The sequence below is a fragment of the Chryseobacterium sp. FG46 genome, from assembly GCF_057809135.1.
In genome coordinates this window covers 1-25,362 of sequence record NZ_JBMDJJ010000042.1, presented here as the reverse complement: position 1 = coordinate 25,362, position 25,362 = coordinate 1, and the positions used below count along the sequence as shown (strand labels likewise).

The following is a 25,362-nucleotide window of genomic DNA, read 5'->3' as shown; positions in this document are numbered from 1 at the left end:
TCACCCATTTTAAAACTACCGGAGCGCTTCCGGAACGACAACAACACCGGAAGATGAGGTCCGGCAACGATTCCTTCATTAAACAGCCAGATGCGTTTTAATTGGCTAAAATACAATTAGTTACATTTTCCTTCAGGTTGGTATATCAAAAGTATTTGATGATCATTTATTTTGATGGGTATAGGCACTAATAGGGACATTTCTATGTCTTAAGTATTTATATAGAGTCATTTTCGAGATTCCTACTTCTCTGGAGATTTCAATGACACTCATTTTCCCTTCTCTGTAGTAAGTTTCTGCAAGAATCGCTTTTTGCTCAGCTTCCTTACTCATTCCTCTTCTTCGTCCTCCTTTTCTGCCCCTAGCTCTTGCAGCTTCTAAGCCTGCTTTCGTTCTTTCCCGAATCAGATCCTTTTCAAACTCAGCGAAGGATGCCGAGATATTGAAAAACAATCGTCCTTGTGGTGTACTGGTATCAATACTGTCGTTTATACTTCGAAGCCCCACCTCTTTTTTATTAAAAAAATCTACCATTTCCAAAAGATGTTTCAAAGACCTTCCCAATCTATCCAGTTTATAAACTATTACAACATCTCCTTTTCTGATATGCTCAATAAGCTTATTTAATTCAGGCCTGTCAGCTTTAGCTCCAGAAACAATTTCTTTATAAATAATTTCACAGCCTTCTTTTTTTAAAACATCTTCTTGGAGTTCAAAATTTTGTTCCTGGGTAGAAACCCTCGCGTATCCTATTTTCATTGTATTGATGAGTATATGTTTATACATTATTAAATCAAATATAATCATACTTAGATTATTATACCTTTTTATTTGACTATTTTTATTAATTTTCATACAAATATTTAGATGTTCTTGAGCTCCCTCTAAAAGTCAAATCAAAGGGACGTTTTTTTATACTGAAATTTAAAACCTATGGCTGCTATTCATCAAACCGCTTACCCAAGATTAAAGTCTAATCCTTCAATTGAAGATTTAGTAACGGTTTACACCCCTACTATGGAAGAAATTGAATTAGCAAATCTTTATTCCCGTACTCCTACATCTCGTTTTGGATTTATTATTTTACTTAAGACTTTTCAACGTTTAGGATACTTTGTTTCGGTAAGCGATGTTTCAGAAACTTTATTAAATTATTTAACAGAGTGTCTTGGAATTAAATTTAAAGTAAAAAACATGAATACATACGATGCATCAGGGGCAAGGCAGCGGCATATGAAAATTATTCGTGAGTATCTCGGCATCACTCCTGTTAGCAGTACTACCCTTAATTTTCTTAAATCTTCTATGCAACAGGCAGCTGTAACAAAAGAAGAAATTGTAGATATCATTAATATTGGACTGGAAGTAATGGCTAATCTTCGGTATGAACTCCCGTCATTCGGTACATTTTTGCGGGAGGCTACAGCAGCAAGAGCTAAGGTTAACCGAAAAATTTTTGAAAACATTTATAATTCATTATCCTATTCTGCAAAAGCAATGATCCTGGATATCCTTACCCCTATTGATAAAAACGACAACTCTAAAAGCTTATGGGATCTTATCAAGCGGGAACCTAAAAAACCAACGGTAAATAATATCCGGGAGTTTGCCCAGCATCTACATTGGCTGAGAAGTTTACAGGATTATTTGCCTCAAAATATTACTTTAGCTACATTCAAGTTAAAACGCTGCATTACTGAGGCTAGAGCTCTAAACATTGCCAATATGAATGAGCTAGCGGAACATAAAAAATTTGCATTAGCTACTTTATTTATACAATCCCAGACCCAAAAGGCAATAGATGATATCACCGATATTTTTATTCGTATCATTCAAAAATTGCTTAATAATGCCAATGATGCCTTAGAGCAGCATCGTCTTTCACAGGTACAACAAATGGATGGTTTGGTAATAACATTACGAGATATAGTTATGGCTTATCAGACTTCAGGTACAAAAGAAGACAGGTTCAATGCTATTTCCGAAACATTTAAAGAGGACCCTGTGGAACTTATAAAACGTTGTGAAAAGCAATTGGCTTATTCTAACAATAACTATCTTCCATTCATGTTGGTACTCTATCAAAACAAGCGTTCATTGATTTTTGATTGCATTAGTCATATGAATTTGCTTCCTACAACAAAGGATGATTCTATTCTTGAATCTTTATCTTTAATTGTGGATAATCGGCGCAACAGAAAATCAACATTAAATGCAGAAGATGTAAATCTTTCCTGGATCCCTAATAAATGGTGGAAGCTTATTACAGGAAGTACAACACGCAATAATAATATTTCCCAGGTACAAAGACATTATTTTGAGCTTTGTTTATTTGCCACTATAGCTCAGGAATTAAAATCCGGTGATTTGGTTATAACAGGCAGTGATAAATATGGTGACTTCCGGGATCAGCTGATCAGTTGGAAAGAATATGAAACGCAAATTAGCCAATATGGGGAATTAATAGGTATTAATACTGAGCCTTCTTTATTGATTAAAGATCTAAAAAATTCTCTACAGGAGTCAGTTAAAAATACAGATCATAAATTCATGGATAACAATCAGGTCAAAATCGAAAACGGAGAACTTGTTATCCATCGTATTAAAAGTAAGCCTACACCTGCCATATTGGATAAAATCAATAAGGCAATGGATAACCGTTTGGTTGAAACCAATATCCTTGATATCTTAATCTATATGGAAAAATGGCTGGAATTAAGCAACGGATTTAAACCTTTATCTGGTCACAACACTAAATTAATAGATCATCAACGCAGGTTTATCATTACATTATTTTGTTATGGTTGCAATCTCGGTCCAACCCAAACCTCTCGTTCAATAGCTGAAATTAATCGCAAGCAAATCGCCTGGTTAAATCTGCATCATTCAACGGAAGAAAAAATTGATGAAGCTATTACCAAAGTTATCAATGCCTACAATAAATTTTCATTACCAAAAATATGGGGGACAGGTAAGAGTGCCTCCGTAGATGGCACCAAATGGGATATTTATGAGCAAAACCTTTTAAGCGAGAATCATTTACGATATCTGGGGTCAGGAGGCATAGGATATTATCATTTATCAGATACATATATTGCTTTATTTAGCCATTTTATCCCATGTGGCGTGTATGAGGCAATCTATATTTTGGATGGAGTACAGAAAAATAAGGCAGATATACAGCCAGATACTATCCATGGAGATACACAGTCACAAAGTGAAGCTGTATTTGGGTTGGCATATCTATTAGGTATCAAACTTATGCCCAGAATAAGGGGGATAAAAAATTTAAAATTTTATAAATCTCATAAAGACGAAGATTATAAGCATATTGGTTCTCTTTTTAAAGATACTATAAAATGGGATCTCATTGAAGCCAATATCCCGGATTTGCTTCGTATCGCTTTGTCTATCAAAGAAGGAAAAATCAATGCTTCTGCCATTCTCAGACGACTAGGAACCTACTCAAGGAAGAATAAACTCTACTTGGCTTTAAGAGAACTCGGACGTGTGATACGGACTATATTTTTATTACAATACATTGCAGAATCGGAAATAAGGGAAATGATTCATTCGGCCACCTGCAAAAGTGAAGAATTTAATGACTTCCTTCAATGGGTGATGTTTGGAAACAAAGGCCTTATTGCTGAAAATATCAGGCATGAACAACAAAAAGTAATAAAATATAATCATCTTGTGGCTAACATGATTATTCTTTACAACGTCATTACAATGACCAATGTAATTAGCGAATTGTCTAAAGAAGGCTTCTCTATAGATGCCGAAGCTCTGGCAAGAACATCTCCTTTCCGAAGAGAAAATATTAATAGGTTTGGAACCTATTCATTGGATATGGAAAGAAAAGGGCCTGATATTGAATTCAACGCTCCTGTAAATGTGAAAATGTAACAAATTGAAAATGTTTACATTAAGTTACATCTGGCTGTTTAATGAAGGAATCGTTGCCGGACCTCAAGATCTGCATGAGAAATTTTTAGTCAGGTTTGCTTCATATTATTGTTTTGTGGAATAAAGGGGTCGGTCGACGAAAAGTAAAATTTTGTACGTTAAGGATAAAATCTATCAAAAATAATTCTTTGATAGATTAATATGATTGAATTAATAAATAATAACTGGTGAGTATGGAATAACTTGTCCACTTTAGGGATCAAGCTCACGAAAAGTAAAAAAAACGGGTTAAGGATAAAATCTATTATAAATAATACCCGTTGTGCATTTTAAATTATATTTCTGTTGAAATAGTTTTTATTAATGAACTGAACTGTTGTTAAAGCTGTAATTTTTGCTAATACTCAGGTTTTGGATCCTTCAAAAGTTTTAGCTTAATTTCGTCTAATCATAAACTGATCGCATAGTTGTGAAAATAAGATTTCAATCCTTTTCCTATGCTTTTTGAATAAGTAAAATTGGGGTTTATAGTTTTTTTGATTGATTCTTTTGGGGGGTTCTAAAGTAATATTCGCATAATTAAACAAATCAATCTGTATCTCTAATGAGAGATAACCTTTATCACCAAGCAAAACATAATAAGATAACTACTCTCTAATATCTTTTAAAAAATGAAAGTCATGAATTGATGCAGGACTTAAATCTATGCTTTGAAAAACACTGTTTAAAGAACAAACTGCATGTAGTTTGTAACCGTAAATTCGAAAGGGGTCTCTCCATGCCAAAATCATTGTAGAATCTTACCAAGTTGGTATTTTTTTTGCTTGCTTTTAAGAAACAGAATTTAGAATGAAAAAAATAATAGTTTTAAGTCTTATTGGAATTTTGTTCAGTTGTGCTTCACAATCACCACAAATTGACTATTCAGACAATAAAATTTCAAAATCTCAAGAAGATAAAAACCAAGAATTTATTAGAAAAGTGTCGGAAGATTCAAAAAAAAATACTGATCCACTCATTAACCACAACAACGGGTATGGAGATCCGAATGCAAAGTCACCATACTATCATCGTTAATGAAATAAGAGACTGTAAATTAAACTGTGTCTTTGTTAAAATAAATTAATGTTCAATAGTTAAAAAACGAATTGTATAGAGAATTGATATTTTTGAATGTCAAAAAATAAATAGATGAAAAAAATATTATCTTCGTTTTCAGTCATCTTTTTGATGTCTGCAAATGTCTTTGCACAGAACATACCTGTGGATCCTTCTGTAAAAATAGGTACCCTTTCCAACGGAATGAAGTACTACATCAAAAAAAATGTTTTACCTGAGAAAAAGGTAGAATTCCGTCTGGCAATCAATGCTGGATCTATTCTTGAAGATGAAAATCAAAGAGGATTGGCTCACTTTATGGAGCACATGAACTTCAATGGAACTAAAAATTTTCCGGATAATAAATTAGTAGACTTTTTACAGTCTATTGGGGTAAAGTTCGGACAGGACCTTAATGCTTCTACAGGTTTCGACGAAACGGTTTACATGCTTCCTGTTCCATTGGATAAACCCGGCAATCTCGATGCTGGCCTGAAAGTGATGGAGGACTGGGCATTTAACGCGACACTTTCTGACGAACAGATCAATAAAGAAAGAGGCGTAGTACTTGAAGAACTAAGATTAGGCCTTGGACCGGATAAGAGAATGATGGATAAATACCTACCAAAGCTTTTATACAAATCTCAATATGCAGAAAGACTTCCGATCGGGAAAAAAGAAGTAATTGAAAACTTCAAACCAGATGTTATCAGAAAATTCCACCAGGATTGGTACAGACCGGATCTGATGGCGATTGTAGTAGTAGGAGATATCAATGTGGATGAAATCGAGAAAAAAATTAAGGATAATTTCAGCAAATATAAAAATCCTTCCCAACCTAAAGAAAGAAAGTCTTTTGACCTTCCAAACCATAAAGAAACTCTGGTAGCTATTGAGACAGATCCTGATGCTACAGGTTCCGGAGTACAGTTTATCATCAAAGATTCTAAAGCTTATCAACCCGATGTAACTGTTCAGCAGTATGATCAAAGCCTTGTAGAAGGTCTTGTGAATATTATGTTGAACAGCAGATTAGCCGAACTGGTTAATTCCATAAATCCGCCCTTTACTTATGGTTCTGTATACCACGGAGGAACTTATGCAAGAAGCAAAGAAGCATTTCAGGGATCGGCTGCTACAAAAGATGGTGATCAGCTGAATGGACTGAAAGTTCTTTTGGAAGAAGTGGAAAGAGCAAAAAGATTCGGATTTACCCAATCTGAACTTGACAAAGCAAAAGAACAGATGCTTTCTTCTTACGAATGGGCTTACAATAACAAAGACAAAAACCAAAGTGATGACCTGATTGATGGATATGTAAGCAACTTTCTAAGACAGGAACCCATCCCTGGAATTACCTGGGGGTATGACCATATTAAAAAAGTTCTTCCAACCGTAGCACTGGAACAAACTAATGGAATTATCGAAAGGCTGGCAAAGGATGACAGCAGGGTGATAGTGATTACAGGACCGGAAAAAGATAATATTAAAATGCCAACAGAGGCTATGGTTCTGAATACATTTGATGCCATGAAAATGGCTGACCTTAAACCTTATGAAGGAAAAGCTAAAGCTGAGAGCTTAATAAAGCCATTCAAATCTGAGGGGGAAATTATTAAAACAGAAGCGGATGCCAAATTAGTAACAACCACTTGGACATTAAGCAACGGAGCTAAGGTTACTTTCAAAAAAACAGATTTTAAAGATGATGAAATTGTTTTTACAGCGATAAGTCTAGGTGGAGTATCAGTCATTCCGGATGCCGGTTATATTAAAACACAGTTCGCTTTCGATGCTTTGCTGGAAGCTGGATTAGCAGGGCTTTCCAAGACAGATCTTACGAATTATCTTGCAGGAAAGCAGGTCAGTGTAAGCTCTTATGTCGGTGGACCTACAGAAGGTGTTTCCGGAACGAGCTCGAAAAAAGATTTAAAAACAGCTATGGAGCTGATCCATGCTTGTTTTACAGATTTAAATTATAACCCTGATGCATTCAACGCTTATAAAGCAAAGAAATCTGCAATGCTCGCCAATGTAGATTCAGATCCGCAATATTATTTTTCTAATGAATATTCAAAATTTATCAATCAGAAAAATCCGAGATTTATTGGGCTTGAACCTACAGAAAAAGATTGGGCGAATACAGATTATAAAATGGCATATGATATCTATAAACAGAAATTTGCCAATGCAGGCAATTTTCACTTCTATTTTGTAGGAAATATAGATGAAGCACAGCTTAAAAATGAAGTGCTGCAGTATATTGCATCACTTCCTGCAACAGGAAAATCATCTACATTTAAAGATACAGGTTACAGACCTGTGGAAGGAGGATATACAAAGGTTTATAAAAAAGGAAAAGAGCCGAAGAGCCTTGTTGCAATTTCCTATAGCGGAGAAGCTCCTTATAATGAGAAAGAAGCCTTTGCCCTTTCAGCCCTTGGTGAAGTAGCTACCATTAAAATTCTTGAAAAACTAAGAGAAGACGAAAGTGGTATTTATGGAGGCGGAGCAAGTGGAAGCTTCATGAAAATTCCATACAGCGCTTATGATTTTAATATTAATTTTCCTTGTGGCCCTGAAAATGTGGATAAGCTTACAAAAAGTGTAATAGCTGAACTACAGAAGTTGATAGACAAAGGACCTGAGCAAAAAGACCTTGATAAATACAAAGAAGGAGAATACAACGAATATAATACAAGCCTTAAAAACAACGGATTCTGGTTACAGGGAATTTCCCAAAATCAGGTAGACAGCAGTGATAAATATGCTATTCTGAATTATCCGGATAAAGTAAAAGCACTTACTGTAAAAGATCTTCAGGATGTTGCTAAAAAATACCTTACAAAAGAAAAAAATATAGCAACACTAATGCCGAAAGACGGGTGGGAAAAGGCTAAAAAAACAGACCCCACTAAATAACTAACTAGCCACCACTTAGCCGGATAGTTACTGCAGGATTTAATAAAGGGAAATCCAGAAATGCTTTGGCAAGAGCAGTACACTTTAAAAGACTTGGAGAGGGTATTATGTCTGGAATAATAAAATAACTTTAAAACCGGGAGAGTTAAGACCAGTAAGAATGAATAATAATTCATAATAACTATTAAAATTATTATTTATAATAGATTTTATCCTTAACCCGTTTTTTTTACTTTTCGTGAGCTGATCCCTACAATAGATGTTTTTTCTCAGCCTCCTACCCGAGAATGGTTTTATTATAGAAGATTCTCAACCCACATCATTGAGTTGTGAGACAAATTCTATTTAATGATATTTAATTAATCGATAAATAGTAGCGGGATGAACATCGAATAGTTTGGCTACTTCAGGAGCTGTTTTTCGTCCCGATTGGATAAGATGTTTTATTTCTTTTCTTTGGACTTCTTTTAATTTGGGCTTTCTACCGCCAATTCTCCCTTCTTTTCGAGCATGTTCAAGTCCTTTTTTAGTTCGTTCTTTAAGCATTTCCCTTTCAAATTCTGCAAAAACCCCTACCATTTGCATCATCATTCTTCCTGAAGATGTGGTTGTGTCAATAGATTCTGTAAGGCTTCGGAATCCTGACTTTTTACCTTCAATCTGTTCTATCAAGAAGAGAAGATCCTTCAGTGATCGGGAAAGCCTGTCCAGCTTCCAGACAATAACAATATCGTCTTTGCGAAGATGGCTGAGAAGCTCTTTAAGTTTCGGACGCTCCCATCTTCCACCGGAAGCTTTTTCCTCAAAAATAAGTTCACAACCCGCTTTTCTCAAAGCTTCAATCTGAACCGAATTATCCTGCTCCTGAGTGGAGACTCTGGCATATCCTATTAACATAGATCCTATTTTTATAACTCTAAATCTTGTGGATTTTTATGTCCGTCCCAAAAGGAAAGAATTTGAATTGTATTGTTATTGATTCTATAAAAAATTAAAAATTTTCTAAGAATGACCACATAGCGAACACCGGGAATATCAAAAACTTCCTGTCCAACATAAGGATTGTTGGCAATGTAATCTTCTTTTTCAGAAACTTGTTTTACGATCTTCTTTGAATAAGTGGCAGACTTGTTATGATTGATCCAAAATTCTAAAGCTTCCAGATACAAACGTTCTGCTTTTTCGGTCCATTCTATTTCGAACATAAAGCCTCCGCTTTTTTTCTTACTTCTTCACTTGAAATGATCCTTCCCTCTTCTGCATCTTTTATACCTTCTAACACAGATTGTTTTATCTCTTCAGAAATCATAATATCTTCCTGGCTTTTAAAACGGATTTTCATTTCCTCTAAAAAAGCTTCAATAACAGAGAACTGTTTTGGATTATCGGGGTAAATAACAATACTTTTCATGATAAGAATATTTACACAAAGATAAAAATTTCGCACAAACATATCGCAAAATATTTTTATTTTGCAATACTTTTTTGCGACTGTAAAATTCATGCTTCCCGAACATTCTGAGTTCTGTTGCAAAAAGGATCGTTTGTGCAAAGAATAATTTGAAATTATGGCTTTAAGAAAAATATTATCTGAAAAAGAGAAAGAAAATTTAATTGAGTCTCCTGTTTTAAAAGAAGATATCATACGTTGGTATACTCTTACCGAATCTGATATTATAATTATTGAGCAAAATTGTCGAGGCAGTGCAAACAAATTAGGGTTTGCTATTCAACTATGTTATCTACGGTTTCCTGGAAAGGTTTTAAAATCTAATGAAGCTCCGGATTCTTTACTTCTACAATATGTTTGCGAACAGCTTAAGATTAATCCTTCTGTTTGGGAAAAATACGCTATTCGGGATGTTACCAGAAGAGAGCATATTGTATTGATCAGAAAATTTTTTGGATTCAAAACATATAGTGAATTTGAGCAAGAAGTTTCTTTAAAATATATTCATGATAAAGCATTACAAACAGATAAAGCTGTAATTATCGCTGAAGAATTTATCATTTATTTAAGGACAAATAAAATACAACTTCCTTCTATCAATACAATTGAAAGGCTTTGTTCAGAAGTCCTACTCAATGCAGAAAAGCAAATTTATGATACCCTGAGTTCTTCATTGTCCAATCATCAAAAACATTTATTAGATGCTCTTCTTAACGTACAGGAAAAAAGCAGCATCAGTCAACTAAATTGGCTAAAGCAATCCCCACAGGCGGTCAATTCCAAATTTTTACTGATGCATATAAAGAGATTGAAAATAATAAAAGAGATTAATCTCCCGAAAGATATTGGTAAGGATATTCATCAAAACCGATTACTAAAAATAGCCAGAGAAGGGAGACAGATGACACCACAGCATCTAAGGGATTTTGAAGAATCCCGAAGATACGCAACATTGGTGGCAATACTTCTGGAAACCAAAGCTTCTATTATCGATGAAATTATAGAAATGAATGATAAAATCATCGGTTCTTTGTTCAGATATGCCAAGAATACACAAGCTCAAAAAATGCAGGAATCCGGAAAATCCATGGGAGAACAGCTCGGTATATTTTTTAAAATAGGAAATGCACTTCTTGATGCCAGAGAAACCGGAGAAGATCCTTTCGATGCTGTTGAGTCGGTTATTTCATGGGAAGCTCTGGCTCAAAGTATTTCGGAAGCTAAAACCTTAACGGCTAAACAAAATTTTGATTCCCTGTATTTTATATCCGATAAATATTTCACGATCAAAAAATATGGTGGAGAATTTTTGAAAGAGTTGGAACTTCGTTCTGCCCCGGTAGCAGAAGATATTTTGAAAGCAGTAAATATTCTGATAGACCTATATGAAGGAAAAATAAAAAAATTGCCGGAAAAGCTTCCATCAAGTTTTATAAGAAAAAGATGGGAAGAACTGGTATTTACGGAGAATGGCACTGATAGAAAGTTTTATGAACTGTGTATATTTTCTGAACTCAAGAACCATCTGCGTTCCGGAGATCTTTGGGTACAGGGTTCAAGACAGTACAAAGATTTTGAAGATTATCTTATTCCTTCAGACAGGTTTACTGAAATGAGAGATCAGAATCAAGTTCCTTTGAATATAGCGTTGAATGGCGAAGAGTTTCTCTCGGAACGGATGGAACTTCTTTCAGATAAAATACAAATCGTCTGTAAACTCATTGAAAGGAATGAACTTCCGGACACTTCTATTATTAATGACAGAATAAAAATTAAACCTCTTGAAAATACAGCTCCAGAAGAAGCTGAAATTTTAGGAAAAAAAATATACGGTTTGCTTCCTCTTATTAAAATTACCGATCTTTTGAAAGAAGTAGATCAGTGGACGGAATTTACAAATCAGTTCATTCATCTAAAATCCGGAAATAAAGCTGATGATAAAAACCTGTTACTTACTGTAATACTGTCAGATGCCATCAATTTGGGTTTAAGAAAAATGTCTGAAGCTTCTCCGGGAACTTCCTATGCAAAACTCTCCTGGCTTCAGGCGTGGCATATCCGGGATGAAACGTATTCTTCAGCATTAGCTGAAATTATCAATACTCAATCAAGTCACTCATTTTCTTCTTACTGGGGAGAAGGAAAAACATCTTCTTCGGACGGTCAGCGTTTTGCCACCGGAAGCTATGCCCAAAGAACCGGAAATATTAATCCGAAATATGGAAACAGTCCCGGAGTTCAGTTTTATACTCATATCTCCGATCAGTATGCACCTTTCCATACCAAGGTTATCAATGTAGGAGTGAGGGATGCAACCTATGTTTTGGATGGGCTTCTCTATCATGAATCTGATGTACAGATAGAAGAACATTATACGGATACTTCGGGGTTTACCGATCATGTCTTTGCTTTGATGCAGTTATTAGGATTTAAATTTGCCCCAAGAATCAGAGATTTGAATGATAAGAAGCTGTTCATTCCTGAAGCATCTACGGGATATTCTGCATTATCAGAACATATAGGAGGAACAATCAACAGTAAAAAGATTATTCAAAACTGGGATGAAATCTTAAGACTTGCAGCTTCCATAAAAAATGGAACTGTTACAGCTTCACTGATTGTCAAGAAGATTGGAAGTTATCCAAGGCAAAACGGACTGGCTGTAGCATTACGGGAATTAGGCAAAATTGAAAGAACCTTATTTATGCTTGACTGGTACATGAGTCCGGAACTTAGGCGCAGAGTTACTGCGGGACTTAATAAAGGGGAAGCCAGAAATGCTTTAGCAAGAGCCGTATATTTTAACAGGTTTGGAGAAGTCAGAGAACGGAGTTTTGAAAATCAACGGTATAAGGCAAGTGGTCTTAATTTGGTAACTGCTGCTATTGTTTTATGGAATACGGTTTATATTGAAAAAGCAGTGCAGCACCTGAAAGAACAGGGCGAAGAAATTAATGAAGATTTACTTCAGCATCTTTCTCCTTTAGGATGGGAACATATTCACCTTACCGGAGATTATGTTTGGGAAGATCGTATCAAGCTTAAAAAAGGAGAGTTTAGATCGCTAAGAAAAGTATAATCATTTAGTCAGTCTATTGAAATTTAAAAATCAATAGATTTTACCCTTAACGTACAAAATTTTACTTTTCGTCGACTGACCCCAATAAAAAAGGAGCGTAATTTTACTACGCTCCTTTTTTTATAAAATTGATTATGATTAGCAATCTCCATAAGAAGAGTTTACTGCAAATGCCAGTTCTCGTATAAATCCTGGGCTGCCATCTGCATTATCTGACTGGAAAAATACTGTGTTGGTTCCTCCACAAGCATTTTGGTAAGAAACTGACCACCAAGCAAAGAATGCTGCTAAGGCTTGTTTTTGTTCTTTTGTGAGTTCTTTAACCTCAGTGATCTGAGCGGTTTTTTCTGTAGTTTTTACTTTGATTTCTTCTTTATTATTTGCAAAAGTAAGGCAGGATAGAAGTAAAGCTCCTGTAAAAAATAATTTTTTCATAATTAATATTTTTATTGTTAATGTGTGTTAAATTTATAAAATAATCCCAAACTACCAAATTATTTTTTATTAAAAAAAGAATCAATCTAGGTAAGTGTTAATTTTTTTAATCCTGTCGGTCATCATTTTAGTTTTATCATTACCATTTTCATCTAAAACTTTTAAATTTCCATTGTACATAGATGGATTCTCCGAATAATTTTTTCTAGCTTCTAAGAACTGTTTTTTAGATTTAGCTTTAATATCATCACCATAATTTAGAGGTTCAATAATCTCTTCAGACTTCTTAATATCTGTAGCATAAATTTCTATTGTTTTGGCCTTATTATAAACCTCTAAAACTAAACCTGATAGACCTTTAAATCTAAAAGGACCATCTGCTATAGGGATATCAGGAGTAAACCAGGCATAAAAAACATCTCCTGTATCGGTAGTAGTTTTGGCTAATCTTGTTTTGAAGCCCTTTACAGTTTTTACATCTTCTAATATTTCCCACATTAATTTTGGTTCCTCAAAAGTGAAAATGTATTTTCCAACAGGTAAAGAAGCTGTGAGAGTTTCATTTTCTTTATAAATACTTGATACTGATTTTGGATATTTTGGAATTGCCCCAAATGAAGTGTTGATTGTTTCTTTTGAAGTTCCTTTATAAAAAGCTTTGGCATCGCGATTAAAATAAACTGACTGCTGATTATTACAAAGCAAGGTAGAAGCAAAAAGAGAGAACTTATCTCTATTTAAACTATCAGAAATTAGTTTTGTTTCATAGTTTATTTCCATAACAGCTTTTTTATCCTGTGCAGATATATTTAAACTGTATGCAGCTATAATAAAGAAAAATAATGTCATTTTCATATTGTATAATTTTTGGAATTTAATATACTAAAATATTACTTGCGAGTTGGCATATTGAGATATATCTATAAGATGATTTTTTTATCCATTGTTTTTATAATTAAAACATTAATTTTCTCCATTTACGGATAAAATACATTCTCTCTTGTATAAAGTGTTACTTTCAATTTCTTTATAATTTCCCTTCTTCATTTTATAGAAAATCCCTGTAATTTTTTTACCATTAGAAAGATAGATTTCTCCACTAAATACGTTATTAGCATCGTTTTTTAAGAAATTTACATCTTCTATTAAAAACTTATGATATTTTACTTCCTTTATTAATTTGGAACTTAAAAAGTATATTGGAATAATAATTACCAGAATAGCAAGCACCAGAAATTTAATTTCATTAGTTTCATAATAATTTAATCCCATAGCCATTAAACATATCAAACAAACAATAAGCAATAGCAAATACTTTATAATTAAATGTTTACTACTTGAAATTTTGTCTATAATATATTTTTGTTTAACGGTTAACTGTTGCAAGTGATTTTCTAATTTCATAAGATTGTTGTTTGAGATTAGTTTGTTTTTAAATCCATAGCATGGCGATTATCCTCTGTAATAACAACTTTCTTGTCAAGTAAAATCCAATTTCCGGATAAATCTCTGTAATATCTTTTTGATGTAATCGGATCCTTTCCTTTTATATAGAAAGTTGTTTCATTTGTACTTATTGAACTCTCAAAATAACCAGTTCTAAAATAAATACAAGCAACAAGAAAAAGAAAAAGGACAGAGAGTATAACAATAAAATTTCGCATAATTTTTATTTATTTAGTTTATTTTCGTTAAGGAATATCATCAAAAACTCATTTCCGTCTTCATGTGTATCAACTAATAGTCCTGTATATTTTTCCCCCTCATAAATGACCTTTTCATAAAAACGCCAAGGCTTCATTATTTCATATTCACCCCAACTATCATCATCTACACGATGTGGTAAAATTCTATCTTCATCATTTTCTTCAAATTCATCTTCAGACAATTGAAAGTACAAAGTATTTCCATCAATATGCCATGAAGCATTTGTTTCAACCCTTACTGGATAGACCTTCCAATCCTCTTTAAAGTCAATGTCTCTATATAAGGTATTTAATAATTTATAATATTCATTTATCATCACTGGAAGATTATTTATTAAGAGAATGAATTATATGAATAATTTCATTAGTAGCTTCATCAACGTCTTCTACCTTTAGTAACATGAAGACTATAAATTAGTTTTTTAACTGTATCAAAAGCTATTAAACATTGTTCTTCATCAAATGTTAAACTTTCTTTATTTGATTTTTTTTGCTCCAAGAACTCAATAGTTTTAGTCCAGTTTGATGCAAAATTATTGGCTGTATTAATTGTATTATCTTTTTCCATTAATTAGAGTGTTTTATGATGAAATATGGTTGCACCTTTCAGTAGTTCCCTATTCTTTTTAGCATTTTCTATTTGTTCATTACAATATTTAGAAACATGTGATAATAATCGAAACTGTTCTAGTTTATTTAAGGATAAAATATAATTGCCCCAATTATAAGAATTCCCATAACGTTCTTTTGGCAACTCGATTAATGAAAATTCATCTAGCTTATTTATTCCATGATTAAGAAAAAAAACAAGCAGATAGTGTAATCTTTCAATTTTAACTGGTGGTGTAGTTGTGATACTTGCAATAGGACTACTCTGTAAAGTAAGAAAGTATTCATCTAAATTCTGTATTTCTATACCCCAATTCAATATAAACAAAGCTTGTGTTTTATGTTCAATATTTGTAAAAAATGAACCAAACTGTCCTACCTTATTTTCTTTGTCATATCTTCCAGCCCATGAATCATAAAGATGCTCAAACTTACGAGCTGGCAAAATTTCTTTTAAAAACTTTTTAACTTTCGCTAAACTGGAATTTTCCAGCTCCACATAAGAAGATATAAATAATAAATCTTCATTGAGATTTTCCTGAGTATAATTTATCATTTCTATATTTTTTGTTTATTATGGCTTTTTAAATTTTTTTTCATTGATTTCGTTGATGAGCAGCAATAATTTGGACCCACTATAAATCTCCACTACATCTGTTTGATTATACAAATTTTTTCCATTCTTTCCAGTTTTACCTGTGTGACAAAAAAAACCTCTACAATTATGTTTTTTAGTAAGTTCTATAAAAGAAATTAGATCAGCATTATTTACATAGCTTTTATATCTTTTTGCTTGAATTAAATATTTAATATCATCTTTGAAGACAATCCCATCAATACCTCCATCATTAGTATACCTCTTATTTCTTTTTACTGTATATCCTTTTTGCAAAAAAGCATCTAACAAAAGCTCTTCAAAGACAAATGGATTAATTTTTCTTAAGTAATTAATTTTTTGTCCTTCATATTGAAAGGAATTAATTTTTACTAAAATAGTCTTACTTATTCTTTGGTTATACTTGTGTCTATTAAAAGATTTTGTATAGAATAATACAAACATTATTAAAACTAAAAGGAGTATAATAATTTGTGTATAATATTTTTCCATTGCAATTGGTGCTATTTTATCGTTTCTTGAGATTATTAATTAGTCTTCTGATTTAAGTGTAACGATAGAGAATAATTAAATCTTTCCTTTCCATTGTAAATAAATTTAAACTTTTCTCTCTGGTTGAAAATAGTATTAGTATATTTAATACTTGCTTTTGCTGCAGAGAAATATGAAACAAATTTTTGATTCAGCCTATTTTCTGAAATTTTCCTCACTGCTAATCTGCAAGTAGCTGGAACTCCTGGATCATTATATATATCTGATACATTGAAACTCCAACTTACCATATCTCCGTAGGGACTAATATTTATATGTATACCTAATTTCTCTCTGAAAAATTGAAAAATATTATAGATCTCTAAATATGGTTCAAAAATTACTACTGAGTTATAGGAACTTTCTTTGAAAAGTTGTTCTGCGTCACCTGTAAGTAGTATATTTTTACGAATTATGCTCAACGAATATTTTCTTTTCCTGACATTCACAATACGAAGTCTTTTTTCTTTTTCTATCATCGTTTTTTGTGATTATTTCTTTTTACATATTATAATCCAAAGCTTAGTAATACCAAATGAAGCAAAAAAAATACATACAAAAGCTAAAACAGTTGTAATTAGCAGCGGTCCCACAAACTCCAAAAAAATTTCCAAACTTCTATCCGTTTTTTCAATTTTTGTTTGTAAGACAGGTAACTCAAACCCTAAGTATATACCATATCCTATTATTCCTATTATTTGCAAAACCCTAAATAAATTCCAATGGTTACCTACCTTTTTCCTTTCAGGAAACCATTTAAAATAACCGTAAGAAATAGCCAATAAGCTTACAAAAATAAAAGCAGTATAATTAAAAGGATTAATAGGTGCTATAAACAAAAAGTTTGTATTCATTATAGAGATTTTTTTTTCAGATTATCCGGAAATATAATTTTGAAGTTCTTCAGGAGAGTTTATTTTTATGTGTATTTCCTTTCCTTTTTTCTTATTTTGATATTAGTAAGTTTAAAATTTCACCAGCAATTCTTTTCTTTTCTATTATTAAAAAAGACATTCCCCCAGACATCTGATGAATTTTAGAAAGTTTTTCTATTATATCAGGGTCACAAAGTTCTAAATGATTTTCATCTAAAAAAGAGCTGTAAAGTTCTTTTTTTTCTTTAAACAAAAAGGAAATATCCATTCCTTTTAATGCTTCATCATAAATTTTAATAGATTTCTCATCTTCTACTATAATTTTCTTATTTTTCATCTTCTAGTTTTTGGTTTTAAAATCTTTCTATTATTTCACATGAGGTTCCTACATAAAACGTCCATTTTTGCCCATTTACATCCTCAAAAGATACTTTGTTCCTTAAAGGATTGTATTCTCCTACAAAACGCTCTCCGGCAACTACTGTAGACCCAGACAACCTAGCTCCTTTATTCACTTTTGTAACTAAGAAGATCACTAAATAAGGTTGATTCATCATTTATTTTATATATTTTTCTCATTTTCACTCCCTAAAAAAAAGGCTATTTTCTCATTTTCACTACTCCATTTCTCATTTTCACTCCCTCACTTTCTCATTTTCACTACTTCAAACCTGGCTTAATCCTGCATGAATAAAGTGTTTCCAGCAACCTAAACAGTTAGTAGTAAAAGTACTTAGTTTTATTAAAAAAGGTATTCGCCTATGGCTCATGAGCTTTTTATTTTTTAAATAAAGGAGAAAAAACAATTAAACACTCCGCTTTTAGCTCATATTATTATAAAAAAAGAAAATTTTTTTAAAAAAAAGTCTCATTTTCACTACCTATTTTTCTCATTTTCACTACTCTTTTTCTCATTTTCACTACTTTTAAAGTAGACTCTCGTTTTTTTCTCATTTTCACTACCTGAGAGAAGCCATAAACCATCATCTGTTTTTTCTCTATCTTCTAAAATAGATCTGCTATCAACTTCATATCGTATATAACTATACAAAGTTCTTTTACTCTTAATATCGAGTGTTTTTTGGATATCAGAAATAGATAAACCCTTTTCTCTTAGTTCGTAGGCTTTTTTTGCTTTACTTTTAGCCAGAGCGCTTAATCCTTTTGGTTTACCTCCTACTCGCCCCTCTCCTCTAGCTGCTAATAAGCCTGCTTTTGTTCGTTCATTAATTAGTTCTCGCTCATATTGGGCCACACTTCCAAATAAAGTAGCAAATAATCTTCCCTCTGGAGTGGTGAAGTTAAATATTGTAGGTCCTATTTGCAGTATTATTTCTTTTTTGGAAAACTCATCCAAAAGAAAGATTAAATCTTTTAATGATCTTGCTAATCTATCTATTTTGGTTACAACAACTTTATCATTTGGTCTTAACTGACTGAGTAGTAATTTGAGTTCGACTCTTTCTAGGTTTTTTGCAGAGATTTTCTCAGAAAATATTTTTTCTACTCCTAGTTTTTTTAATTCATTAAATTGAGTTTCTAGATGCTGATCAGTAGTAGAAACTCTTGCATATCCAAAAGTCATAATTTAATTATTTCATTATCAATTCTCACCTCAATACTTAATTTATTAAATATCGTAAAAAGTAAATCTGAGGAGGGAGAAAACTTCCCAGCTTCAATTTTATTGAGAGTTTTATTATTTATTCCTACATCATTAGAAATATTATCTTCAGAGTAATTTTGATTAATTCTGCTTTTTTCAATCAAATTACCAATTTTTTTTCTAATCTCTTTAATTTCAAACTTTTCCATTATTAATTTATTTTTTAATAAGTCTCTCTTTATAGAGAGACTTTCAAATTAAAGGGTTCTTATCCCATTATCAAAAATAGCAATAATTTCTTCCCAACTTCCAACTAGGCCGTTTTCGTCAATATAATAAAGTTCAGCGTCATCATCATTGTAACTCTTTATTATATATAATAATCTACATTGCTCTTTACTTATTTTTTCAGCTTTGAAAATAGCGACATCCAGATCTTCTTCTTTGATTTGTTCGTACATATCAAAATTTTAAATTATCAACAACAATCGTAAGAAGAATCAATAAGGCTAATAAGAATAAACCTTCTCTTGAAGAGAGTCTGTCTTTGTGTGGTTTAATAGCATTTTTCATGTTTTTTTTGCAGACTTTATACTCCTGCACCGGAGTTCAATTTTTTGGTAATTATGTATTAGTTTACACTAAAAAGGTTTGTAGTTATTTGGTAGTCCCTGTTTTCTATTCATATTCAAGTCATAATATGAAATTTCAGGATCGTGATTTATCGCCTCTTCTTGACTTTTAAAAATATGATCTTCACCGAATGGTACTAAGCCTGTATGATCACAATTGCAACAGCCTTCACCCCTTTTATCGTCTTCTTTTCTTTTACAAAAAGGGCAAGCAACTTTTTTTATTTTTATTGTTTCCATTGTATAAAGTGGTATATACTTACCAATTTTTTTTAATAAAGGAAGTAAAGTATTGTGAAAATTGTTAATAGAGTTGCTGATACCCCAAATTCAAACAACTTATAGTATTTGTATGGATGATTCGATATTATATATCTAAGGCATTTTAAACCATGATATGAAGTAAACAAGGTAAGAACAATTATTACCATTAAAATGTAAATAGGTAATGTTTCGGCGGTGTATAGATTTTTAGTAGACATTTGCATTTTTGCAGACTTTATACTCCTGCACCGGAGTGTTTTACTACTGTAAATATACGAAAAAATATTTAAAAGTACACTAGTAAAGTAAACCTTTTTATATAATATTTTTAATTTTTTTTCAATTAAGAGGCTCAAAAATTTCATTCTGAGTGATTGTCCCTTTTGGTACAGTAATTATGTATTTGTACTTTATTTGTTCTGGAATCCTATTTAAGGTACCATATTCATTACTGTCTATTATAGTTTCATCATTTCCAAACATTGTTCTTTTTATAGATTTTTCTTTTATTTGGAAGTTCATTTGAATATTTGGAATAGTATCCTTTTCAATAATAATTGTTTGGGAAGTTGGAACTTTTTCTTTAGTATATCCATTGAATCTATGATCTTCTTTCAAGAAAATATAATAATCGGTATTACTAATAGTCCCAAATCCTAAATAGAATATTCCTCCTTTTTCAGTTGAACCTTTTAAAGAGCTGATATGGTTAAAAGTTTTACCATTTCTTGTTTTAATGCTTGTATCAGTGTTAAAGATAGATAATATTAGTATTATTGAAGCTGCTAATGCAAACACACTTACAATAATAGATCCAATATTTGAAATTATTGCTCTTATAATTTCATCTTTTTTAGATGTCTTTTGTTTTTCTATTATTTTCATTGTTATATTAAAGATTAAAAATAGCTCCTATTCTTTATCTGATAGGAGACTATTATATTAAAATAAACTTAATTGCAAATTTAAAAAATTTACTAGTCGTGATTTGTGGATCCCGGTATAAGTTCCAGGGGATATCTCTCTGGTTAAATATGAATGATCATCTTCACCAATAATTACAGTTTCTTTGAGTTCATCAATACCGTTTTCAAATGTATACTCTTTAGCAGTAGGAGATTTATACAAAATCTTTTTAGGATTTTCATATATTACTTTGAAAAGTTTCGCTGATTCATTGTTTTCTTCAGATTCCATAATTATGCAAGTATCTCCTACCCAAAAACTCCAATTTTGCTTATTTATATCGGTAAACTGAACACAATTGTTTCCAGGAAAATAAAGACCAGAATAACACTTATTTATTTCCAAAGTTGAGCCAGATTTTCTTATATCATCTAATTTTAGAACTTTGAATTTTACTTTTCTACAAGTATTTTCCATATTAACTAATTTAAAATGAACAGATTATTACGCAATTTTGATCAGGTTTTAGCCACCACTCTTGGCTATTAACATCTTCAAAAAATATCATATTATTACTTGGATGATATTCTCCTACAAAGCGCTCTCCCTTTTCTAAAGTTGAACCAGGTAAAAGCTTTCCAGTAATCTTGGTAATTTCAAAAATTACATGATAAGGTGCTGTATTAATTTTCATAGTATGTTCGCAGACTTTATCCACCTGCTCCGGTGCTTTATAATTATATTGTAAATATATTAAAAATATTTAAAAGTATACTAGTAAAGTAAACTATTTTAAATATTTTTTTTTACTACTTTTTTAACATGTTTTTTATATAAAATATCTTTTTTATGAAAAGTAGCTCCTGTTTCCAGATGCTTGAATTTACCATTAGGAAATACTTCGAATTCGCCTGTTAATTCAGCTTTCGAATTATCCCTAAATACTATTTCAGCAGATATTATTGGATAAGGTTCAGTAAGATGAGAAAAAAGTAACCAGAGTAAATATACTCCTGCATAGGCTATTAAACAATATTGAACTATTTCATTTCTCAGGAATTCTGTAGTCCAATAATCAATTTTTGTATAAATAGATTCATTTGTTAATTGTAATACTTTCATTTAGATATTTTTAAAATTAATAAAGGGAAAAGAAAATAAGTCCCCTAGGTCTTTAAAAGAAATAAGGAGACATTATATATTAAAATAATGATAATTGTATTTCTGATGGGAAATGAGTAGTTACTGCAGAGTCTATGTAAGGAAGTGCAATAAAGTTAATTTTATCTTCTTTTATTAGTCTTTGTTTAACAAAATCTAATTGAATCAAGAATGCCTCTTTTTCTGTATTATATTTTTTATCACAAGTTGATGGTAGAGAACTATATCCTGAGTAACATGGCATAAATTGATAACATGTAGTAGCACACCATTTATCAGATATTTTTGCAGTTCTAATCCTGATGTAAATATTATTTTTTTCAAATATTACATATTCAGTAGGATTTGTTACAACATTGTAGGCATTGATAGTAAATCTATTCATAGTATGTTTGCAGACTTTATACTCCTGCACCGGAGTGTTTTACTACTGTAAATATACGAAAAAATATTTAAAAGTACACTAGTAAAGTAAACTATTTTTTCATAAAAAAGTTCTATTATATAATATGGTAGAACTTTATACTTTTTGGTTCACTATAACCTGTTTTTTTTAAAAGTAAACTAAATTGAAAAGTAAAACACAATGTAAACCATATTTCTTACTATTATTTTCAGAATTCAATTGAAATAATAGAGTTTACTAAAAGTATCGTTTTGGTAAACTTATTTCTTAGAGATTGTTACCTGTTTTTATTGAGCATTTTCATTTTTGATTAATATCTCTTCCAGTAATTTTTTTATATTTTGTAATCAAATCGGAGGTTTTTGCAATCCTACTTAGAACTTTGACTGCTAAATATTTATCATATGTTGTTGAAGTTTTATCATTGAAAACTTCATTAGCTTTTTCTACTAGATCTTTGAAATCAAAATTATTCGTTTTTGTAAAATTGGAGACATTATATTTTTTTGCAAATTTTTTCAGCACTTTATCTATATTAACAATATATTGGTGTTGGTAGAATAGATAGATTTGGCGACCTAAGCTAACTATAAGAATAAAGGAAAGAAAAATAATAATTAATAATTTATTTTGTTTGAGCAGCCCCAAATTTGATAAAAGACTAATACAAGAAAGTAAATGAACCTTGTATGAAGTGTACTTATTTAGTAAAAAATATATTGAAAAAAAACAACACCATAAAATATTTACTATAAGAATTAATTTTATAATAGTTTCTAAATCCATATCTTTTAGTTAAAATTAATTATTCTTCCCCTTTATTATTTCGGAAGATTTGTACATCATTATAATCATGGAACTATTTCAATACCATCGATATTTAAATTACATTCTAAAGCTTTTAATAAAACTATTAGTTGATCTAAATTAGGTGAGATATCTCCATTTTCAATTTTCATAATTGTATATGAATTTATTTTCAAGCCATGAGACAAAGTTAAATTTTCAACATCTTCTAATGTCAAGTTTTTATTAATTCTTTTACGTTGAAATATTTCTAGTAATGCAGCAATCATTTTATTTTCTTCTATAACAAATATACAAAAAAGATATACTAATTTTTTTCAATTTGAAATTGTGGAAACCCGTAATGATATAAAAAATATTATCTATAACTATGCAATTGAGAATGCTTCCCAGCATTAATATAATTTAAAATTTGGAGCTTGAGAGCACTTGCGATGGCAGGTGCTCTTTTTTAATAAAGGAAAAAAAATAAATTAATCCATGATATGAACAACATTAAAATAATGAAAAAAAATTTAAAAATATTATATAAAAAGGTTTACTTTACTAGTGTACTTTTAAATATTTTTTCGTATATTTACAGTAGTAAAACACTCCGGTGCAGGAGTATAAAGTCTGCAAACATACTATGAAAACATTTAAAATTCCAACTGTGTCTTTCGGAGAAATAGAACTAACGGAAGAAGATTTAAAACTTGCAAAACCATTTATTGATTTGGCTTTCTCTTCTCTTGATGATTCACATTATGATACAGTAAAAAAGATGAAAGTTTCAGATGTAGAAGAAACGCTTGCTAAAATGACAGATGGGGAACTATATCATTTTGCTAAAATAAATGAAGAATTTATGACTTCCGCAGGTTATAAAATTGATTCTTTTACATTAAGAATATGGAAAGAAATCTTTAAGAGAAATGGAGTTGGATATAAGCAAGTAGGGTATATAAGCAATAAGCAAAGAAATGTACTAATAAGATTAGGATTAAAGTACAGAGTTGATAAAATAAAATAGTTACACAAATCTGGGGAAAAATCTTTTCCCCTTTAATTTTTTCTTAATTATGCTTACAGCTAATTCATTATCTGGAGGAAAAACTAGCAGTTACTTAGCTTATCATTTTCCTGCCGATTTAGAGATTTTTAGTTTAGTGTGTATAGATTCTCACAATGCTGGGAAACAGCTTGATAAAAAGCTTGTACAAATGGCTAATGATCGCCTTCAGAAGTATTGTAAACACCAAAATGAATTTGTTGCCACTTCTGAAGATCCTATGATTCTCAAAACAATGTTTGATTTAGAACAGATTATAGGAAGGGAAATAATTTGGCTCCGAGGAATTGGATGGGAACAAATGTTGGCAATAAAACAAGCCATTCCTAATATAGCAAAGAGGTTTTGTACTACGATAATGAAGATGCAACCTATTTTTGAATTCCTTTTCATGTATCACTCTCTTCCTGTTAAAATGAGAGTTGGATATAGATATGATGAAATTGAAAGAATGGAAAGGTTTACTAACACCTGGAAGTATTCAACTCACTGCGAGCATAGATCAAAATCAGATACATGGATTCATAGATGGAAAGAAGTATTATGGAGAATAGGAGAATTTGTTTTGATAGACAATAAAGTAAATCATAAACAGGTCATTGATTTCTGGAAGCCTTTTAATATTGAATTTCCTTTAGATTCAAATTGCCAAAATTGTTTTTGGAAAGAAGCACAACAGCTTAGAAAGAATTTCGATACAAATCCAGAAATTATGTATTGGTCCGCTATTCAAGAAGATTTATATGGCTATACTTTTAAAGAAAAATCAAGCCTTTTAGCAATTTCTAAATTAGGCTTACAATTAGATTTTAATTTTGGAACTGGCTCCGGATGTCAGGCTGGCTTCTGTCATGATTAATAATGATTCAAAAAAAATAACAAAATGGTTGAGTATTATACATTAGAAAAAATTGAACAAATTGCTAAAAACATTTTTTCACCACATAATTCAAAAAAAATAGAAGTTAAGTTAGATACAGATCTGTTAACAGTTAGAATTTTCAAAAAAAATATTTTAAATGGATGGTTCTCTCTTATAGAGATAAAAAGATTTTATCAAGAATGTGAAAAATATAAATTAGTTTCTTTTCTTTATTCATGGGAAATGACAAGTTTAGACCTTGAAAATAACGAATATATAGAAATTAATTTTCATCTTATGTAACATGCTGAAAGAATTGAAAGCCCTCTTTTTAGAGGGCTTTTAGTATGACTTAAAATTATAGTGAATCCCTTTTCCAGAAGATGGCCAGCTCACCCATTTTGGAACCACCGGAGCGCTTCCGGAATGACAACAAC

Annotated in this window: 34 protein-coding genes and 1 pseudogene; 7 read left to right on the top strand and 28 right to left on the bottom strand. The window is 31.3% G+C overall.

Going from position 1 to position 25,362, the window contains the following annotated elements; all coding sequences use genetic code 11:
• Window positions 1-162 precede the first annotated feature (162 nt).
• Window positions 163-786, bottom strand: a complete 624-nt coding sequence (locus ACODR7_RS20255) for a recombinase family protein (RefSeq protein ID WP_488841937.1) — start codon at window positions 784-786, stop codon at window positions 163-165.
• A 147-nt stretch (window positions 787-933) separates the two neighbouring features.
• Here ACODR7_RS20255 and ACODR7_RS20250 point away from each other — a divergent pair, with 147 nt between their 5' ends.
• Complete coding sequence (locus ACODR7_RS20250; protein ID WP_488841935.1) at window positions 934-3,909, top strand: Tn3 family transposase; 2,976 nt, start codon at window positions 934-936, stop codon at window positions 3,907-3,909.
• A 329-nt stretch (window positions 3,910-4,238) separates the two neighbouring features.
• Here ACODR7_RS20250 and ACODR7_RS20245 read toward each other — a convergent pair.
• Window positions 4,239-4,667, bottom strand: a pseudogene (locus ACODR7_RS20245) (transposase); the annotation flags it as partial.
• Window positions 4,668-4,758: 91 nt separating this feature from the next.
• On the opposite strand from ACODR7_RS20245, the gene ACODR7_RS20240 reads away from it, so the two are divergent.
• Together ACODR7_RS20240 and ACODR7_RS20235 are read left to right on the top strand one after the other, a co-directional pair.
• Window positions 4,759-4,986 carry a hypothetical protein gene (locus tag ACODR7_RS20240; protein ID WP_488841934.1) on the top strand — a complete coding sequence of 76 codons (228 nt, stop codon included), beginning with the start codon at window positions 4,759-4,761 and terminating at the stop codon, window positions 4,984-4,986.
• A 114-nt stretch (window positions 4,987-5,100) separates the two neighbouring features.
• Entirely contained in the window at window positions 5,101-7,929 is a 2,829-nt protein-coding gene (locus ACODR7_RS20235; RefSeq protein ID WP_488841932.1) for a M16 family metallopeptidase, read from the top strand.
• 345 nt (window positions 7,930-8,274) lie between these two features.
• On the opposite strand, the gene ACODR7_RS20230 is transcribed toward ACODR7_RS20235, so the two are convergent.
• Genes ACODR7_RS20230 through ACODR7_RS20220 form a run of 3 tightly spaced genes read right to left on the bottom strand, consistent with a single transcriptional unit; the run spans window position 8,275 to window position 9,340 of the window.
• Window positions 8,275-8,826, bottom strand: a complete 552-nt coding sequence (locus ACODR7_RS20230; protein WP_488841931.1) for a recombinase family protein — start codon at window positions 8,824-8,826, stop codon at window positions 8,275-8,277.
• 11 nt (window positions 8,827-8,837) lie between these two features.
• Window positions 8,838-9,134 carry a type II toxin-antitoxin system RelE/ParE family toxin gene (locus ACODR7_RS20225; protein ID WP_488841929.1) on the bottom strand — a complete coding sequence of 99 codons (297 nt, stop codon included), beginning with the start codon at window positions 9,132-9,134 and terminating at the stop codon, window positions 8,838-8,840.
• On the bottom strand, window positions 9,122-9,340 hold the full coding sequence (locus ACODR7_RS20220; RefSeq protein WP_488841927.1) for a hypothetical protein: 219 nt from the start codon (window positions 9,338-9,340) through the stop codon (window positions 9,122-9,124). The genes ACODR7_RS20225 and ACODR7_RS20220 overlap by 13 nt, the downstream gene beginning before the upstream one ends.
• A gap of 157 nt (window positions 9,341-9,497) precedes the next feature.
• On the opposite strand from ACODR7_RS20220, the gene ACODR7_RS20215 reads away from it, so the two are divergent.
• Entirely contained in the window at window positions 9,498-12,458 is a 2,961-nt protein-coding gene (locus ACODR7_RS20215) for a Tn3 family transposase (protein WP_488841925.1), read from the top strand.
• A gap of 138 nt (window positions 12,459-12,596) precedes the next feature.
• On the opposite strand, the gene ACODR7_RS20210 is transcribed toward ACODR7_RS20215, so the two are convergent.
• The 23 genes from ACODR7_RS20210 to ACODR7_RS20100 all read right to left on the bottom strand — a co-directional run bounded on the left by ACODR7_RS20210 (window position 12,597) and on the right by ACODR7_RS20100 (window position 23,281).
• Window positions 12,597-12,893, bottom strand: coding sequence for a hypothetical protein (locus ACODR7_RS20210; RefSeq protein ID WP_488841923.1), 297 nt, complete (start codon window positions 12,891-12,893; stop codon window positions 12,597-12,599).
• An 81-nt stretch (window positions 12,894-12,974) separates the two neighbouring features.
• Window positions 12,975-13,748, bottom strand: coding sequence for a GLPGLI family protein (locus ACODR7_RS20205; RefSeq protein ID WP_488841921.1), 774 nt, complete (start codon window positions 13,746-13,748; stop codon window positions 12,975-12,977).
• 108 nt (window positions 13,749-13,856) lie between these two features.
• Window positions 13,857-14,297 (bottom strand): hypothetical protein, encoded by a 441-nt coding sequence (locus ACODR7_RS20200; protein ID WP_488841919.1) that lies wholly within the window; start codon window positions 14,295-14,297, stop codon window positions 13,857-13,859.
• 17 nt (window positions 14,298-14,314) lie between these two features.
• On the bottom strand, window positions 14,315-14,557 hold the full coding sequence (locus ACODR7_RS20195; protein WP_488841917.1) for an LCI fold-containing protein: 243 nt from the start codon (window positions 14,555-14,557) through the stop codon (window positions 14,315-14,317).
• 5 nt (window positions 14,558-14,562) lie between these two features.
• Complete coding sequence (locus ACODR7_RS20190) at window positions 14,563-14,916, bottom strand: hypothetical protein (protein WP_488841915.1); 354 nt, start codon at window positions 14,914-14,916, stop codon at window positions 14,563-14,565.
• Window positions 14,917-14,975: 59 nt separating this feature from the next.
• Window positions 14,976-15,167 (bottom strand): hypothetical protein, encoded by a 192-nt coding sequence (locus tag ACODR7_RS20185; RefSeq protein WP_488841913.1) that lies wholly within the window; start codon window positions 15,165-15,167, stop codon window positions 14,976-14,978.
• Window positions 15,168-15,170: 3 nt separating this feature from the next.
• A complete protein-coding gene (locus ACODR7_RS20180) occupies window positions 15,171-15,764 on the bottom strand; it encodes a hypothetical protein (protein WP_488841911.1) in 594 nt (197 codons plus the stop codon).
• A gap of 18 nt (window positions 15,765-15,782) precedes the next feature.
• Window positions 15,783-16,316, bottom strand: a complete 534-nt coding sequence (locus tag ACODR7_RS20175; protein ID WP_488841909.1) for a restriction endonuclease — start codon at window positions 16,314-16,316, stop codon at window positions 15,783-15,785.
• A 35-nt stretch (window positions 16,317-16,351) separates the two neighbouring features.
• Window positions 16,352-16,834 (bottom strand): hypothetical protein, encoded by a 483-nt coding sequence (locus tag ACODR7_RS20170; protein ID WP_488841907.1) that lies wholly within the window; start codon window positions 16,832-16,834, stop codon window positions 16,352-16,354.
• A 12-nt stretch (window positions 16,835-16,846) separates the two neighbouring features.
• A complete protein-coding gene (locus ACODR7_RS20165) occupies window positions 16,847-17,209 on the bottom strand; it encodes a hypothetical protein (RefSeq protein ID WP_488841905.1) in 363 nt (120 codons plus the stop codon).
• Between the two features lie 91 nt (window positions 17,210-17,300).
• The gene (locus ACODR7_RS20160) at window positions 17,301-17,567 is read right to left on the bottom strand and encodes a hypothetical protein (RefSeq protein WP_488841903.1); all 267 of its coding nucleotides are present in this window, start codon (window positions 17,565-17,567) and stop codon (window positions 17,301-17,303) included.
• Window positions 17,568-17,583: 16 nt separating this feature from the next.
• Window positions 17,584-17,787 (bottom strand): hypothetical protein, encoded by a 204-nt coding sequence (locus tag ACODR7_RS20155; protein WP_488841901.1) that lies wholly within the window; start codon window positions 17,785-17,787, stop codon window positions 17,584-17,586.
• Window positions 17,788-18,107: 320 nt separating this feature from the next.
• On the bottom strand, window positions 18,108-18,815 hold the full coding sequence (locus ACODR7_RS20150) for a recombinase family protein (RefSeq protein ID WP_488841900.1): 708 nt from the start codon (window positions 18,813-18,815) through the stop codon (window positions 18,108-18,110).
• A complete protein-coding gene (locus tag ACODR7_RS20145; RefSeq protein WP_488841898.1) occupies window positions 18,812-19,045 on the bottom strand; it encodes a hypothetical protein in 234 nt (77 codons plus the stop codon). The genes ACODR7_RS20150 and ACODR7_RS20145 overlap by 4 nt, the downstream gene beginning before the upstream one ends.
• Window positions 19,046-19,093: 48 nt before the next feature.
• The gene (locus ACODR7_RS20140; protein WP_488841896.1) at window positions 19,094-19,297 is read right to left on the bottom strand and encodes a hypothetical protein; all 204 of its coding nucleotides are present in this window, start codon (window positions 19,295-19,297) and stop codon (window positions 19,094-19,096) included.
• Between the two features lie 180 nt (window positions 19,298-19,477).
• Window positions 19,478-19,708 (bottom strand): hypothetical protein, encoded by a 231-nt coding sequence (locus ACODR7_RS20135; protein WP_488841894.1) that lies wholly within the window; start codon window positions 19,706-19,708, stop codon window positions 19,478-19,480.
• Window positions 19,709-20,071: 363 nt separating this feature from the next.
• On the bottom strand, window positions 20,072-20,617 hold the full coding sequence (locus ACODR7_RS20130; RefSeq protein WP_488841892.1) for a hypothetical protein: 546 nt from the start codon (window positions 20,615-20,617) through the stop codon (window positions 20,072-20,074).
• 57 nt (window positions 20,618-20,674) lie between these two features.
• Window positions 20,675-21,115, bottom strand: a complete 441-nt coding sequence (locus ACODR7_RS20125; protein ID WP_488841890.1) for a hypothetical protein — start codon at window positions 21,113-21,115, stop codon at window positions 20,675-20,677.
• A 10-nt stretch (window positions 21,116-21,125) separates the two neighbouring features.
• Complete coding sequence (locus tag ACODR7_RS20120; RefSeq protein WP_488841888.1) at window positions 21,126-21,332, bottom strand: hypothetical protein; 207 nt, start codon at window positions 21,330-21,332, stop codon at window positions 21,126-21,128.
• Window positions 21,333-21,430: 98 nt separating this feature from the next.
• On the bottom strand, window positions 21,431-21,760 hold the full coding sequence (locus ACODR7_RS20115; RefSeq protein WP_488841886.1) for a hypothetical protein: 330 nt from the start codon (window positions 21,758-21,760) through the stop codon (window positions 21,431-21,433).
• 79 nt (window positions 21,761-21,839) lie between these two features.
• Complete coding sequence (locus tag ACODR7_RS20110; RefSeq protein ID WP_488841884.1) at window positions 21,840-22,184, bottom strand: hypothetical protein; 345 nt, start codon at window positions 22,182-22,184, stop codon at window positions 21,840-21,842.
• 321 nt (window positions 22,185-22,505) lie between these two features.
• Window positions 22,506-22,991 carry a hypothetical protein gene (locus tag ACODR7_RS20105; RefSeq protein WP_488841882.1) on the bottom strand — a complete coding sequence of 162 codons (486 nt, stop codon included), beginning with the start codon at window positions 22,989-22,991 and terminating at the stop codon, window positions 22,506-22,508.
• A 65-nt stretch (window positions 22,992-23,056) separates the two neighbouring features.
• Window positions 23,057-23,281, bottom strand: a complete 225-nt coding sequence (locus tag ACODR7_RS20100; protein ID WP_488841880.1) for a hypothetical protein — start codon at window positions 23,279-23,281, stop codon at window positions 23,057-23,059.
• Window positions 23,282-23,640: 359 nt separating this feature from the next.
• Between ACODR7_RS20100 and ACODR7_RS20095 the strand changes: the two genes are divergently transcribed.
• The 3 genes from ACODR7_RS20095 to ACODR7_RS20085 are packed head-to-tail and all read left to right on the top strand — an operon-like array spanning window position 23,641 to window position 25,228.
• Window positions 23,641-24,024 (top strand): hypothetical protein, encoded by a 384-nt coding sequence (locus tag ACODR7_RS20095; RefSeq protein ID WP_488841878.1) that lies wholly within the window; start codon window positions 23,641-23,643, stop codon window positions 24,022-24,024.
• A 49-nt stretch (window positions 24,025-24,073) separates the two neighbouring features.
• A complete protein-coding gene (locus ACODR7_RS20090; RefSeq protein WP_488841876.1) occupies window positions 24,074-24,922 on the top strand; it encodes a hypothetical protein in 849 nt (282 codons plus the stop codon).
• Between the two features lie 24 nt (window positions 24,923-24,946).
• Window positions 24,947-25,228, top strand: coding sequence for a hypothetical protein (locus ACODR7_RS20085; RefSeq protein ID WP_488841874.1), 282 nt, complete (start codon window positions 24,947-24,949; stop codon window positions 25,226-25,228).
• Window positions 25,229-25,362 lie beyond the last annotated feature (134 nt).

Bases quoted from the DNA above. Each gene is read 5' to 3' on its own strand.
- ACODR7_RS20110 (WP_488841884.1), bottom strand. From the start codon at position 22,184: ATGAATAGATTTACTATCAATGCCTACAATGTTGTAACAAATCCTACT.
- ACODR7_RS20150 (WP_488841900.1), bottom strand. From the start codon at position 18,815: ATGACTTTTGGATATGCAAGAGTTTCTACTACTGATCAGCATCTAGAA.
- ACODR7_RS20180 (WP_488841911.1), bottom strand. From the start codon at position 15,764: ATGATAAATTATACTCAGGAAAATCTCAATGAAGATTTATTATTTATA.
- ACODR7_RS20105 (WP_488841882.1), bottom strand. From the start codon at position 22,991: ATGGATTTAGAAACTATTATAAAATTAATTCTTATAGTAAATATTTTA.
- ACODR7_RS20160 (WP_488841903.1), bottom strand. From the start codon at position 17,567: ATGAAAAATAAGAAAATTATAGTAGAAGATGAGAAATCTATTAAAATT.
- ACODR7_RS20215 (WP_488841925.1), top strand. From the start codon at position 9,498: ATGGCTTTAAGAAAAATATTATCTGAAAAAGAGAAAGAAAATTTAATT.
- ACODR7_RS20120 (WP_488841888.1), bottom strand. From the start codon at position 21,332: ATGAAAATTAATACAGCACCTTATCATGTAATTTTTGAAATTACCAAG.
- ACODR7_RS20230 (WP_488841931.1), bottom strand. From the start codon at position 8,826: ATGTTAATAGGATATGCCAGAGTCTCCACTCAGGAGCAGGATAATTCG.
- ACODR7_RS20165 (WP_488841905.1), bottom strand. From the start codon at position 17,209: ATGAATACAAACTTTTTGTTTATAGCACCTATTAATCCTTTTAATTAT.
- ACODR7_RS20125 (WP_488841890.1), bottom strand. From the start codon at position 21,115: ATGGAAAATACTTGTAGAAAAGTAAAATTCAAAGTTCTAAAATTAGAT.
- ACODR7_RS20225 (WP_488841929.1), bottom strand. From the start codon at position 9,134: ATGTTCGAAATAGAATGGACCGAAAAAGCAGAACGTTTGTATCTGGAA.
- ACODR7_RS20200 (WP_488841919.1), bottom strand. From the start codon at position 14,297: ATGAAATTAGAAAATCACTTGCAACAGTTAACCGTTAAACAAAAATAT.
- ACODR7_RS20175 (WP_488841909.1), bottom strand. From the start codon at position 16,316: ATGGAAAAATATTATACACAAATTATTATACTCCTTTTAGTTTTAATA.
- ACODR7_RS20115 (WP_488841886.1), bottom strand. From the start codon at position 21,760: ATGAAAGTATTACAATTAACAAATGAATCTATTTATACAAAAATTGAT.
- ACODR7_RS20195 (WP_488841917.1), bottom strand. From the start codon at position 14,557: ATGCGAAATTTTATTGTTATACTCTCTGTCCTTTTTCTTTTTCTTGTT.
- ACODR7_RS20240 (WP_488841934.1), top strand. From the start codon at position 4,759: ATGAAAAAAATAATAGTTTTAAGTCTTATTGGAATTTTGTTCAGTTGT.
- ACODR7_RS20235 (WP_488841932.1), top strand. From the start codon at position 5,101: ATGAAAAAAATATTATCTTCGTTTTCAGTCATCTTTTTGATGTCTGCA.
- ACODR7_RS20130 (WP_488841892.1), bottom strand. From the start codon at position 20,617: ATGAAAATAATAGAAAAACAAAAGACATCTAAAAAAGATGAAATTATA.
- ACODR7_RS20100 (WP_488841880.1), bottom strand. From the start codon at position 23,281: ATGATTGCTGCATTACTAGAAATATTTCAACGTAAAAGAATTAATAAA.
- ACODR7_RS20205 (WP_488841921.1), bottom strand. From the start codon at position 13,748: ATGAAAATGACATTATTTTTCTTTATTATAGCTGCATACAGTTTAAAT.
- ACODR7_RS20210 (WP_488841923.1), bottom strand. From the start codon at position 12,893: ATGAAAAAATTATTTTTTACAGGAGCTTTACTTCTATCCTGCCTTACT.
- ACODR7_RS20155 (WP_488841901.1), bottom strand. From the start codon at position 17,787: ATGATGAATCAACCTTATTTAGTGATCTTCTTAGTTACAAAAGTGAAT.
- ACODR7_RS20190 (WP_488841915.1), bottom strand. From the start codon at position 14,916: ATGATAAATGAATATTATAAATTATTAAATACCTTATATAGAGACATT.
- ACODR7_RS20250 (WP_488841935.1), top strand. From the start codon at position 934: ATGGCTGCTATTCATCAAACCGCTTACCCAAGATTAAAGTCTAATCCT.
- ACODR7_RS20135 (WP_488841894.1), bottom strand. From the start codon at position 19,708: ATGGAAACAATAAAAATAAAAAAAGTTGCTTGCCCTTTTTGTAAAAGA.
- ACODR7_RS20090 (WP_488841876.1), top strand. From the start codon at position 24,074: ATGCTTACAGCTAATTCATTATCTGGAGGAAAAACTAGCAGTTACTTA.
- ACODR7_RS20095 (WP_488841878.1), top strand. From the start codon at position 23,641: ATGAAAACATTTAAAATTCCAACTGTGTCTTTCGGAGAAATAGAACTA.
- ACODR7_RS20220 (WP_488841927.1), bottom strand. From the start codon at position 9,340: ATGAAAAGTATTGTTATTTACCCCGATAATCCAAAACAGTTCTCTGTT.
- ACODR7_RS20145 (WP_488841898.1), bottom strand. From the start codon at position 19,045: ATGGAAAAGTTTGAAATTAAAGAGATTAGAAAAAAAATTGGTAATTTG.
- ACODR7_RS20140 (WP_488841896.1), bottom strand. From the start codon at position 19,297: ATGTACGAACAAATCAAAGAAGAAGATCTGGATGTCGCTATTTTCAAA.
- ACODR7_RS20170 (WP_488841907.1), bottom strand. From the start codon at position 16,834: ATGATAGAAAAAGAAAAAAGACTTCGTATTGTGAATGTCAGGAAAAGA.
- ACODR7_RS20255 (WP_488841937.1), bottom strand. From the start codon at position 786: ATGTATAAACATATACTCATCAATACAATGAAAATAGGATACGCGAGG.
- ACODR7_RS20085 (WP_488841874.1), top strand. From the start codon at position 24,947: ATGGTTGAGTATTATACATTAGAAAAAATTGAACAAATTGCTAAAAAC.
- ACODR7_RS20185 (WP_488841913.1), bottom strand. From the start codon at position 15,167: ATGGAAAAAGATAATACAATTAATACAGCCAATAATTTTGCATCAAAC.